Source organism: Bacteroides sp. D2, assembly GCF_025147085.1.
In the GTDB taxonomy this organism is placed as follows: domain Bacteria; phylum Bacteroidota; class Bacteroidia; order Bacteroidales; family Bacteroidaceae; genus Bacteroides.
In genome coordinates, this window is the sequence record NZ_CP102261.1 from 6702410 (window position 1) to 6715919 (window position 13510).

Sequence of the window (13510 nt, forward strand, 5' to 3'; positions counted from 1 at the left end):
GAACGCGGCAAAGGTAGACTGTTTTCTTCATAGGAAACTGGACTTAGTATCTTCAGTTTTGTTCATTTTAGGAACATTAAAACCGATATTTAGTGAAAAAGTCCTATTTTTGTACCCAAAATAAGAACAACAATGGAATCAAAAAACTCTAGCCTAGCCATACTTCATGAACCGTTCGTTGCCGGAATGGACGAAAACCTGTCTCCAATTATGCAACGCCTGTGGAAACTGGAAGGGGGTGCCATCTATTTTTGCAGAAGCGGATGGGCACACGTCACAATCGACCTGAAAGACTATGAAATAGTAGAAAACACTCAAATCGTGCTCTTGCCGGGAACGATTATCCGCATCAATGGCAACAGCAGCGATTTCACAGCTTCTTTCTTCGGATTTCCCAAAGAAATGTTTCGCGAAGCCTGCCTCCGTTTCGAGCCGATCTTCTTCCGGTTCATCAAAGAAAAACCGTGCTATACACTCAAGGATGAAAGCACAGGAGCAATCAACGGGTTAATGCGTGCCACAACAGCTATATACAACGATCGTGAAAACCGTTTCCGCAACCAGATCGCCAAAAATCATCTCCAGTCGTTTATGCTGGATATTTATGATAAGTGTTACCGCTACTTCGACCGACAGGAAATCGAAGGAGGAAGCCGGCAGGATGAAATCTTTAAGAATTTCATCGCACTGGTACATGAAAACTGTATCTCACAACGGGAAGTGACTTTCTACGCCAGCAAACTGTGTATCTCCACCAAATACCTGACAGGTATTTGCAAAAGCGTGACGGGCGAGGCTGCCAAAAAGATTATCGACGACTTTGCCATCCTGGAGATAAAAGTGTTGCTTCAATCCACCGGACTGACGATTCAGGAAATAGCCGACCGACTTGGTTTTCCCGATCAGTCGTATTTAGGAAGGTACTTCAAACGGCACGAGGGAATGTCGCCGAAAGAGTATCAGAGTAAGTATTCTATCTAATCAAGTAAAATAATCTTTTATTATTAGATTATTAGGCACGGATTACGCGGTTCTTTTATTAACTAAAACCGTGTAATCCGTGCCTCCATTTATTTTATTAATTTGTATTTATCGCACAACACAGATTGTTAACAGATCTGTAATACTATCTTAATCTGCCTTGCATTCCTTTGCACCGTGAAACAAAAACACGGGTGTGAATAACTTTATTTCATTTAATAAATTAAAAGAAGCAAGGTAAAAGATTATGAAAAGAAACAAATGGCTGCTTTCTCTGTCGATTGGGCTCTTGTGCTGTGGCTCTGCATACGCACAGACAACAGTGAAAGGAAAAATCACAAGTGAAGGCGGGGAACCGTTAATCGGGGCTACCGTAGCTGTGAAAAACTCGACAGACGGCACGGTGACCGACATCGACGGAAACTACTCCCTGAAGACTAAGAAAACATTGACTCAAAAGGATTTGCTTGTATTCAGTTATGTGGGATATAAAACGCTACAGAAGAACTATGCAGGCAATACGATGAACGTAAAACTGGCGGAAGAGTCGCAACAACTGAATGATGTGGTGGTGACTGCCCTGGGGATCAAACGTGAAGAAAAAGGATTGGGATATGCCACGGAAACCGTGAAAGGGGATATGATTACGAGTGCCCTGCCCACCAACTGGTCGACGGCACTGAACGGCAAGGTAGCCGGATTGAGTGTTATCTCTTCCGGTGGTCCGCTTAATTCGAGCCGTATCTCGCTGCGGGGGGACGTCTCGCTGAACCAGAACGGAAACGACGCATTGGTGGTAGTGGACGGTGTACCGATGAGTAGTCCGATGACCAATCCGGGTGTTGCCTACGGTGCAGGTTCAAACAGCGAACTTTCCGTGGACTATGGTAACGGATTCTCCGACATCAATCCGGATGATATCGAAAGCATCCAAGTATTAAAAGGGGCCAGTGCGACAGCCTTGTACGGTACGCGTGCAGCCAATGGCGTGATTATGGTGACTACCAAATCGGGAGCGGGTGCACCCAAAGGTATCGGTGTGTCTTACAGCGGTAACTTCAGTATTGACGATGTGATGAGATGGCCCGATTACCAGTATGAATTCGGACAGGGATTGCCGAGCAATATCGGTCCGGCAGGTTCTATCTACGAAGGCCAGCCCTATTACTCTTACGGGAAAGCGGAAGACGGCAGTTACGCAAGCACTAGCGGAACCAGTAGCGCCTACGGAGCACGTTTCGACGCCAACAGGTTGTTCTACCAATATGACCCCGTAACGCAGGGACGCGCTTCTGTTGCCACCCCTTGGGTAGCGTACAAAAACAACCGCAAAGATTTGTTCCAGACAGGATACACCCTGACCAACTCGGTAGCCTTGACCGGAAAATCCGACCGGGGCAGCGTACGGGCGTCCATCACCCACACTAAGAACGAATGGATTCTCCCCAATACAGGTTTCCAGCGTATCACCGCCATGGTTTCCGCCCAACAGCAGATTTCGAGGGCACTGCGCATTAATTTCAAGTCGAGTTATACGTACCGCAAGCTCAACAACACGCCTGCACTGGGATATAACAGTAACTCTATCTCCTACTTCCTTATCTTCCAGAATCCGAATGTCAACCTCGACTGGTTGCGTCCGATGTGGCGTACCGGACAGGAAAATGTGAAACAGCTCCAACCGTACAGTTCCTTTATCGGAAACCCGTATGTCATTCTATACGAATCTGAAAATCCTTCGGAGAAACACAGTAATGTATCATCCATTTCTGCCAATCTGCGCATCAACAGTAAATTCGATTTCATGATCCGGTCCGGTATCCAGTTGTCAGCCGACCAACGCGAACAGCATCGTCCTATCAGTGACGTGGTTTTCGGAAACGGGTTTTTCAAGAAACAGAATGTGTTCGATTATGAATTAAACAGCGATGCTTTATTTACTTACCATGATTCATTCGCCAACGGATTGCGTGTCAACGCTTCGGCAGGTGGAAACATGATGCAACAAAGCTACGATATGTTGGCTGCCTCGGTGGTAGGATTGATTACGCCGGGAGTATACAAACTGGCAAACGGTGTTTCCAACCCGAACGTGCAGACGGTTATCAAAAAGAAAGCGCTGAACAGTCTTTATTTCACGGCCAATTTCTCGTATAAGGATAAACTGTTTCTCGATGTCACCGGGCGCAATGACTGGTCGTCTACCCTGCCGAAAAGTAACCGTTCTTTCTTCTATCCGTCGGTCAGCGTCAGTGCAGTGATGAACGAGTGGTTCACGTTGCCGGAACAGATCAGTCTGTTGAAAGTGAGAGGTTCGCTGGCACAGGTGGGCAATGACACAGACCCTTACAAGACATCGCCCTATTATGGCACGAGCGATTTCCCCGGATCGGCCATCGTATCTTCTACGCTCTATAATCAGGATTTCAAACCGGAGATTTCGACCAATTACGAAACGGGATTCGACTTCCGTATGTTTCACAACCGCATCGGACTCGATTTCACATTCTATTATAACCGCACCAAAAACCAGATTCTGGATGCTCCGATGGACCCGACCACAGGTTACAGCAAAGCTACCATCAATTCGGGATGCGTCCGCAACCGCGGTTACGAAATCCAGTTGGACGTTACTCCGGTAGTCAGCAGGGATTTCCGATGGAATGCTACTTTCACCTGGTCTAAGAACGAGAACCGGATTCTCTCACTGGCGGAAGGGGCGGATGAGAACCAGTTAATCAGCAGTATCGGTAGTGTGTCTATCATCGGACGTGTGGGTGGAACTACGGGCGATCTCTGGGGATATAAACTGGTACGCGACCCGGAAGGAAATGTGGTCATCAACGACAACGGATTGCCCGAACGTTCGGGAGAGATCGAATACGTCGGCACGGCCTATCCGAAATGGAAAGCCGGACTGTACAATGAATTTTCTTACAAGAACTTCACGCTTAGCGTCCTGCTCGACGGACAGGTGGGAGGTAAAATGTACTCGCACTCGCACCACAAAATGACGGAACAGGGAAAACTGCAACATACCCTGAACGGACGTCTGCCGGGAACGGAATTTTATATGTCGAAAGACGACCCGCGCATCGCTGCCGCCGGACTTTCACCACAAGACGGGATGTACATGATTGCTCCGGGAACAGTGAAGAACGATGACGGAACTTACTCGCCAAACACCAAAGTGGTGACCGTGGAAAGTTATTATAAGGAATATTACCGGATGGCCAATGTGGAAACTAACACGTTCGACACTTCATTCCTCAAGTTGCGCGAAATGAGACTGGAGTACAAGTTGCCGAACAGCACACTGAAGAAAACACCGTTCAGCAAAGCATCGGTGGCACTCTACGCACGCAACCTGTTCTGTATCACTGACTATCCTCTGTTCGACCCCGAATCTGCCGCCCTCAACGGAAGTTCGATGGTGACCGGTGTGGAGACGGGCTCACTGCCTACGGCACGTACTTTCGGACTGAATATTAACGTATCTTTTTAAACACTGACTTATGAAAACCAATAAACTTTTCAAAAATATAGTATGGGGAATGACTTTGTGCGGAGCTCTCTGCACGACTTCCTGCACCAGCTTCGACGAACTCAATACAGACCCCACCCGCATGGATGAGGTGAATCCCGGCACGCTGCTCAACCCGATTTTATACGAAACATCGGTCTACAACTGGAAACGCTACAACAGCTATACCTACGACCTGATGCAATGCGCCGTATCTACCAGCAGCACCAACGGTGTGGGATGGTGGTATATGACGGACAGCGAAGGAGACGGCACATGGACTACTTATTATAAATGGATCAACAACGCCAAAGAGATGATGCGCCTCACCGGAAAATTGCCGGAAGCCTCCAAACAACCCAACTACGATGCTATATCGCTGACTTTGCAATGTTGGTTATACCAGATTCTGACGGATGCCTTCGGTGATATTCCGATGAGCGAAGCCTGCTCCGCCGACGAGGGAATACTTGCACCGAAGTTCGACACCCAGCAGCAGGTGTACCAACAGATTATCGACAATCTGAAAACAGCTAACGAGTTGTTCGACAAAGCTAACGGGTTGATCTACAACCAATCGGGCGAAATGTTGTACAAGACGTCCAAAGGGGATGCAACCGGTATTTTGAAATGGAAGAAGTTCTGCAACTCGCTCCGTCTGCGTGCACTGCTCCGGGTGATCGACGTGCCGGAATTCAACGCGAAACAGGAGCTGCGTACCATGCTGACCGATCCCGCCACTTATCCGGTATTCGAATCGAACGATGATGCTGCCCTGCTTGCCATCAGCGGAACTTATCCGGAGGAAGCTCCGCTCACCCGTCCACAGGATTTCACTTCTTATGTTCAGATTTCAGAGTTCTTTGTTAATCTGCTGAAAGGTTGGAACGATCCCCGTCTGCAGGTGTATGCAACACAGGTCACTCTCCCCGACCAGACTAAAGATTATGTGGGTTTGCCCAGCGGTTATCAGACGTTGCCTTCAATCACTGCTTCGGGACTGAATCAGGAAATGGCGAAGGCACCTATGAAACTTGCCATGATGCCTTATGCCGAAGTGGAATTCATCAAAGCGGAATTACTGAAAAAAGGAGTGATCGACGGAGGAAGTAGCGCTGCCAAAGAGGCTTATCAGAAGGGAGTGCAGGCGGCTATCGAACAGTGGGGACAGAAAATGCCTGACCATTATTTTGAAAATCCGGAAGCTGCTTATGATGATACGCTGGAACGAATCATGAACCAGAAGTTTGTCGCACTGTTCTTCTGCGATTATCAGCAGTGGTTTGAATATAACCGTACCGGTTTTCCTGTGTTACCTGTGGGGCCCGGCATCGCAAATGCTAATAACAAAATGCCGAAACGCTTTAAATATCCATCTGCTCTGCAGCGTACTAATCTGAAGAATTATCAGGCGGCTAAAGCGAACATGGGAGGCGATGACTTCCATATCCGACTGATGTGGCAGCAATAAATGAATGTGTCGGTCACCAAGATTGCGGCAATAATTATCATTTCAATCAATCTTTAAAATTCAATGAATATGAAAAGAATAATCAGTATGGCTGTTGTGTTAGTTATAACGATGGCAGCAACGGCGCAAAAAGGAGAGCTCGCCATGAACGAGAATATCTCCGGAAAAAACCATATTTCCAAAAACGAAAAAGAAGCTACTCCCGTAGGCAAAAAGCCGAAAGCGGTGTTTATATTCGACGTGTATGGAGAAATCCCGACTACCAAACCAGTGTTTGAAGCGGAACATTATCTGGGGAGTGACATTACCGGAAAATGGAATACTTTCATCCAGAATTATACGCATGAGTATGATGTAACAATCGGATTTACGGATTCTTCGGTCGAAATTTTGAAGCCTTCTATTTACAAGGCGGTTAATAAGGTGAATAAATATTATAAGAAGGCATTGAAGAAAGAAGAGGTGAGCCGGGAAGTTGCTACATTCAACATGGGTCATATTCTGGATTGCGCCAATGTGATGTGTTTCGATGATAACAGCAAGTCTTTTGAGGAGGCTCTCAAGTCGGCAGATGAACCGGAAGAAATTATCGCATTATTCAATCAGGTTACTTTAAGAAAGTTATAAGCAATGAAAAAGATCAATTTTAGAAAAACGCTGTTTGCAGCGGTTTTGCTTTTCCAGCTGAACGCTATTGCCGCCTTTGGTCAGACGGTGGTGAAAGGTAGTGTGAAAGATAATACAGGTAAACCCATCAGCGGTGTAGTGGTGACAGACGGGGCACATTTCAATACGACTGATGCAGAAGGAAATTATGTTCTGAACACTGATCCGACACGTTATCCAATGGTTTACATCTCTACTCCGGCAGCGTATGAGCTTCCTTCCAAAGAGGGGGTAGCCGATGGTTTCTATCAATATCTGGATGCCGGGAAAAGCGAGAACCAATGTGACTTCGTATTGACTAAACGGCAGAAACCGGTGGATGAATTTGTCTACATCGTCCTTTCCGACCCGCAAGTGAGAAACGAAAAGCAACTGGACCGCTTCCGCACGGAAACAGTGCCCGACCTGAAACAGACTGCCGACTCACTAAAGAACTTCGAAATCGTCGGCATGGGACTGGGGGATCTGGTGTGGGATGCCATGAACCTGTACGCTCCTTACCGTCAAGCGGTGTCCAACTTAGGAATGACGATGTTCCAACTGATGGGAAACCACGACTTCAACCTGCTCTACAAATCCATAACGCAGACGGATCATCCGGCGGATGGTTATGGGGAACAGAATTATTATCAGTCATTCGGCCCGGCCAACTATTCATTCAATATCGGTAAAGTTCATGTGATAGCAATGAAGGATATTGATTACGACGGCAACAAGAAATACACGGAACGCTTCACGCCGGAAGATTTGGACTGGTTGAGAAAGGATTTAAGTTATGTGCCCAAAGGAAATATCGTGTTCCTGAACGTTCACGCTCCGGTAGCTAATAACACGGTAGCTGCGGGTGGAAATGCGCGCAACGCCAATGCGCTTTTCCAACTGTTGAGGCCTTACCAAGTACATATTTTCTCCGGACACACGCACTTTTATGAAAATCAGTCGCCCGCTCCTACCATTTACGAACATAATATCGGGGCTGCTTGCGGCGCATGGTGGGCAGGACACGTGAATCGTTGCGGAGCACCGAACGGTTATCTGGTGGTACAAGTGAAAGGTGATGATGTGAAATGGCGTTACAAGGCAACAGGGTGTTCTCCCGACTATCAGTTCCGGCTTTACCAACCGGGAGAGTTTGAAAGCCAGAAAGACTATATAGTAGCCAATATCTGGGATTGGGACTGGACGTATACGGTAAACTGGTATGAGGATGGAGTGTTGAAAGGTGCTATGCAGGCTTTTGACGATGAGGATCAGGATTATATCAATATGGTAAAGGGAAAGAAAACGGGTTATCGCACACGTCATCTTTTCCGTGCACAGCCTTCCAAAGATGCAAAATCTGTCAAGGTGGTGGTTAAGAATCGTTTCGGGGAGATATTCACGGAAGAGATAAAGCTGTAGTTTCTCCTACGAAACACAAATAAGTATTGATTCCTGACATCCTACCATCGTGACAAAAAATAGAGTTTATATCATCCGGCTACGAAAATAAACTATTGTAGCTATCCGACATAAACTCTACTTTTTTCAAACCTGTCGCCTACCTCTTATATCTTTATAAATATTTGCTTTTTGTACAGCACCCATACAATTAGATAATTGAATCCGATAAACAGAAGGGCGTAAATCAGAGAGGCCAGATGAGCATCGGGAAGAACGCTCCAAATGGAAGTGTAAATCTTCTCCTGCAAGCTACTCCCCCCAACCGTAATTACTTCCAGCAAAGTAGCTAACACACCGGCCACTATATAAATAAACAATGGATTCGTACCAAAAACATGGAAAGGATATCCCCATTTCTGCTTTTTACGAATATCAATCAGCCAGGTGAGAAACACAAGCAACAAGGAAGCAAAACCACAAGTCACCAGCACAAAAGTCGGACTCCATACTTTCTTATTCAACGGGCAGCCGTAACTCAACAACCATCCTGCAAACAAAAGAGCAATACCCAGTATGGAGATCTGCAACAGCCGGTGATGGATTTCAGTCTTCTCCCGCAAAATATTTCCGCAGAAATAACCGATAATCACTTGCGCAATGCACGGCAAGGTACTCAACAGGCCTTCCGGGTCGAAAAAGATACGCCCGCCATCCGGCAACCACTCCCGATACAAATGGGCTTCTCCGAATAGTGTGCGATCTGTAACGGCAATAATATTCTGTTCGGAAAGTTCAAATCCGTGTCCCAAAGCCAGCAAGATGGAATAACCTGCCAGAATGATCCCGGAGATCCATGCCAGATTTGCCGGACGCCGGACACCCACAATCAGCAAGGAACCAAAGAAATAAGCCAATGCCAACCGCTGCAACACTCCCAGAATACGTATGTGCGAGAAAGGTTGTTCTACTCCTGTGCACACCAACGAGAACCAAGAAAGAAAAAGTCCCAACAAAAACAAGATCACCGTGCGCCGTACCAGTTTGATGATAAAACCGCGACTGAAATGATGATCGAACCGGGATAAGGCAAAACTCATGGAAACGCCCATTATAAACATGAAGAACGGGAAGACCAAATCAGTCGGAGTCAGTCCGTTCCATTCGGCATGTCGCAAGGGTGCGTAAATGGATTCCCATGTTCCGGGGTTGTTCACCAAAATCATTCCGACAATGGTGATTCCCCGGAGTATATCTAATGAAAGTAAACGTTCTGATTTCATATTGTTCTTAGTGTACCAGGATTAAAGAAATCCCGGTTTGGTGAAATAGAATCCATTCGCATTCAACCATTTAACATGCCATTTCAGGCGATTGGTAAAATCAATCCAGTTACGGCTACTTCCCCACGCCAACTCCGAAAATGCTTGAAGAGAGGGAAACACGTGCTGGCCAAACTTCCGTTCATTAGGAATCATCTCCGTCCATACACAAGCCTGGAAGCCTAACACATTTTGCTTCACGATGCCGGGAAACTGGGGTTCGAACTCGAAGTTATACAAAGAGCTTAATCCTTCGTCTGAAGGCGTTGCACTCAAATAGAAACGGGACCATTCCATGAATATAATCGGATACCCTTTCTGGGTAATCTTTCCCGGCTGATCGGGCAGCCAGTCACGCCAATAAGTATAAATCAAATCCTGTGGCTCTTTTTCAAGAAAAGCATCGTCCCATCCCATCACTTTCTTGCCTTTACCCTTCACATAGTTCGTCATAATCTTCACAAAACGGTTTTGCAGTTCATCCACTTTCTGATAACCTTCCTGCTGCATCAATCGCTGACAAACTTCACACTGTTCCCAGTTATCTTTCTCCACTTCATCTGCTCCGATATGGAAATATTCCGAAGGGAAAATCTCGACCATCTCATCAATGATGGACTGCACGAACTGATAGTTCTCCGGGCGCGAGGGACAGATAGGATAAGAGAATTCTTCTCCCCATCCGGCTTCTCCCGTGCACGACAACTCGGGATAGACTTTGATAGCCGCCGAGAAATGACCTGGCATGTCAATTTCGGGTACAATATCGATCCCTCTTTCCAACGCATAACTTACCAAACCTTTCATCTCTTCCTGCGTATAATGACCACCATATTGAGAACCGTTTCTCACGAAACGGGGATCTATCTCATAGTTATAATCCTGTTGGGAAAGTTCTACGCATCTCTTGTCATATTCGTCAAAGTCGCGCCAGCTGCCTTCCTGCGTCAGCAACGGATATTTTTTCACTTCAATGCGCCAACCCTGATCGTCCGTCAGATGCAAGTGAAGCTTGTTTATCTTGTAGAAAGACAAACAGTCTATCACCTTTTTCAGATAATCAACCGTAAACATGTGGCGGACTACATCGATATGAAATCCGCGCCAATCATATTTGGGAGCATCTTTTATATCGACCATCGGAAGATATTTAGCACTTCCGGAAGTGAAGAAATTTGCTTGTTCGAGCGCTTGTCTCAATGTCTGGATTCCCCAGAGAAGTCCGGTTTCCGTTGAATAATAAACGCAGGCTCCCTCTTTGGTAACGGTGAGCCGGTAAGCCTCTTTTGCCAAATCCGATTCCTGTTTCACACGGATAAAGGCACGATCGTTGGAGGCATCACTGACGGAAAGAGAAAGTTTCTCTTCCAGGGTGGATTTCAACAGTTGCGACGTGGAAGCCGGAATGTTCTGGCTGACAGTCACATTCTGCGGAAGAGAGACAACCGATTCTTTATAATCGACTCTTTCCGGCAAAGGCATCACCGACAGGCGGGTGGGCACTCGCTCCGGGTAGTTCCCGTTATCATTATCATTGCACGACAACGATGTGATCGCACCTATTCCCAACAAGAATAATATTCCGGTTCTTTTTATCTTATCATAGTTCATAACTTATCTACTTTTGTGGATTAATCTACTTTGAGAGTGCTTGTTACACTCTCTTTATTTAAATAAAACAGTTTCGCTTTCACAACGGAAGCATCACAGGCTACGGGAGCTTTCCAAAGTTCCGAACGAAGGGTCGGTTCCGTGCCATCGGTCGTATAGCGTATTTCACCTCCCCGGATAGGGGTACTGGCATGGAGTTGCCCTTCTTTGATGCAAAGTCCGGGATGAGGTAAACGGAAATTGATACTTCGGGACGCCCAGTGAGGCATTTCTTTCTCACTCACTTTGGAGTAGAACAGGCCCAGTTCTTTATTGAAAGCCTGACGTTCTTTCTCTCCTGTTAAAGTGCTCCAGGCGGGAAAAGCGTTCCAACCGCGTTCCACCAATCCGAGGATTTTGGGGAAGGTGTAATATTCCACCCATTCAAAATCACGGATGGTTTCAGCAAATAATTGTGCCTGCACTCCCTGGATATGTTCCTTTCCGGAAGCGGTCAAAGTCGTTTTTCCCTTTCCTGCGATGTCCGGATCGACCGGATTGCCTGCCATATCGGTACGCGAAGAACGATAAATGCTATATGGAAGCATGGAGAAACCTTTGGACTCGTCAACATATCCCGCCCACGAGAGACCTCTTTCGTCGGGATGAGCGTCATAGGCCAAATCCAGATAGAAATTGTTCACGTTGCAGAGAATCACCGGATATCCTTTGTTGGCTATCTGGTAAGGTATTTCATCCGCTTCCCATTCAGGAACCGTATTCCAGCAATACACTCCTGCTGCAAGTTGGTTCAAATGACGATCGGTTGTTTCCGGATGTCCCAACGCTACTTCCTGCCAGCCGCTGAATTGCAAATGATGTTGTTGCAGATAGTCTGCCATCTTCGTAATATAGTATTCAGACAGTTCGTGGGCACTTGTCATCCCGTTTTCATCCATAAACGTCCGGCAGACAGGAGAACCCATCCAGGCTCCTTCGGGTACTTCATCGCCACCTAAATGAATCGTAGTCAAAGGTACCTCCGCTTCCTCATACATGGCTATCAACTCACGAATCACTTTTTCCATAAACCGGTATGTAGAAGGCAATGCTACATTCATGACATTATCCGTATAAGACTGCGCGGAAACATAACGGGAAGTGTCCTGTGCGTCACTTAATAAATATTCGTTGGCCTTTTCAGGGGCAGTATTCACATACTTATGATAGCGCGCTTTCATGGACACGATTGCCGCACGGGCATGTCCCGGAGACTCAATCTCCGGAATCACACGCACATGTCTTTGAGCTGCATAACGCAATAAATCGATAAATTCTTCACGGGTGTAATATCCGTTGCCGGAGGTAGCTGCAGACGGATCATAGTTGCCATCGTAGCCCGGATATAAACATTCCAGTTCATCCGTGGTATGTCCCCGGCGTGCGCCAACCGAGGTCAATTCTTCCAAGCCGGGAATCTCCAGACGCCAGCCTTCATCATCCGAAAAATGGAAATGCAGTACGTTCAGTTTATAAGAAGATATTACATCTACCAGCTTTTTCAGATGTTCAACAGTCGTAAAGTTCCTGGCAATATCGAGCATTTGCCCGCGATACGGCAAGTCGGGATAATCGCGGATGGAGAGAGCTTCCAAACGAAACGGCTTTTCCTGACCTTTCAACAGGGAGAGCAAGGTTTGCGTCCCATTGAAAATGCCATGTGAAGTGGAAGCTGAAATATTTATCAGCCCGTTTCCCGTATCAATCCGATAATATTCGCCGTTCACTGCTGTTTCCCGTTCCGGCAAATAATCCAGATGAACTGTTACCGGTGCTTCGGATACAACTTCCAGGCCATGGATGGTTGCCAGCTTTTCTTTCAGTAATTCAGCTTCGTTGGCAAAATCGGGATGGAAAGTCAGTTTTACTTTATTTTCTATAGCAAAACCCTCTTTGCCGGTAGCCGGCACCGCTTCTTTCACTGACGGAAAAATATCAGTTTGCTGCAACTGGGCTGTAGTCTCCAACGCCAAATTCGAAGCATATATCTTATCAGGTGCGGGATACCAGTCTTCTGTCTCCATTCCTTTCAGCGGCTGTATGGTCAGTCCGACAGGCAAGGGAATACCTTGCTTACTGCCTGACTGACTCACCCAGTAAGTGCCTTCGGGAGCATGTGACATTTTTTTCAATCCGTTGGTACAACAGAATTTGACGGTCAACGAATCTCCCGGAGCCAGTGGTTGAAAATTTTCTGCCGGATACATCCGGAAGAAGTTCGCATTCACCACTTCCACTTTGACCGGAGCAGACTCTTCCTGCAGAATCTCACGAGGCAGCTGCGAATAATAGATGATCCAATCCTTTCCTAAAGGAACATCTGAGATGTTCTTCAGGACAAATGAATTCTCATAGTAACCGGGCTGTACTTCCACAGCTCCCATCTTCCAAGTCAATGACACGGGGGCTTTCGCCCCGTCAGTCGATTTACAACCGGAAATGACCAGCAGGAGGCACAGACTTCCCCATATTATATATAGCATATTTCTCATAGGCTTTCCTGTTTTTCTATATATC

8 protein-coding genes are annotated in these 13510 nt (G+C 46.6%); 5 read left to right on the forward strand and 3 right to left on the reverse strand.

Annotated elements, in window-relative coordinates; all coding sequences use genetic code 11:
* Positions 1-132: 132 nt before the first annotated feature.
* The 5 genes from NQ505_RS25320 (at position 133) to NQ505_RS25340 (ending at position 8042) form a co-directional block, all read left to right on the forward strand.
* Positions 133-981: a helix-turn-helix domain-containing protein gene (locus NQ505_RS25320; RefSeq protein WP_004296739.1), complete on the forward strand. Its 849-nt coding sequence runs from the start codon at positions 133-135 to the stop codon at positions 979-981.
* Positions 982-1228: 247 nt separating this feature from the next.
* Complete coding sequence (locus NQ505_RS25325) at positions 1229-4486, forward strand: SusC/RagA family TonB-linked outer membrane protein (RefSeq protein WP_004321754.1); 3258 nt, start codon at positions 1229-1231, stop codon at positions 4484-4486.
* Positions 4487-4496: 10 nt separating this feature from the next.
* Complete coding sequence (locus NQ505_RS25330; RefSeq protein WP_004296736.1) at positions 4497-5975, forward strand: SusD/RagB family nutrient-binding outer membrane lipoprotein; 1479 nt, start codon at positions 4497-4499, stop codon at positions 5973-5975.
* A 69-nt stretch (positions 5976-6044) separates the two neighbouring features.
* Complete coding sequence (locus NQ505_RS25335; protein ID WP_008998758.1) at positions 6045-6602, forward strand: hypothetical protein; 558 nt, start codon at positions 6045-6047, stop codon at positions 6600-6602.
* 3 nt (positions 6603-6605) lie between these two features.
* Positions 6606-8042, forward strand: a complete 1437-nt coding sequence (locus NQ505_RS25340; protein WP_004326050.1) for a calcineurin-like phosphoesterase C-terminal domain-containing protein — start codon at positions 6606-6608, stop codon at positions 8040-8042.
* Positions 8043-8188: 146 nt separating this feature from the next.
* On the opposite strand, the gene NQ505_RS25345 is transcribed toward NQ505_RS25340, so the two are convergent.
* The 3 genes from NQ505_RS25345 to NQ505_RS25355 are packed head-to-tail and all read right to left on the reverse strand — an operon-like array spanning position 8189 to position 13485.
* Positions 8189-9304, reverse strand: coding sequence for an acyltransferase family protein (locus NQ505_RS25345; protein ID WP_004326051.1), 1116 nt, complete (start codon positions 9302-9304; stop codon positions 8189-8191).
* 21 nt (positions 9305-9325) lie between these two features.
* Positions 9326-10954 carry a beta-N-acetylhexosaminidase gene (locus NQ505_RS25350; RefSeq protein WP_004326052.1) on the reverse strand — a complete coding sequence of 543 codons (1629 nt, stop codon included), beginning with the start codon at positions 10952-10954 and terminating at the stop codon, positions 9326-9328.
* Between the two features lie 20 nt (positions 10955-10974).
* On the reverse strand, positions 10975-13485 hold the full coding sequence (locus tag NQ505_RS25355; RefSeq protein WP_008998759.1) for a family 20 glycosylhydrolase: 2511 nt from the start codon (positions 13483-13485) through the stop codon (positions 10975-10977).
* Positions 13486-13510: the final 25 nt, after the last annotated feature.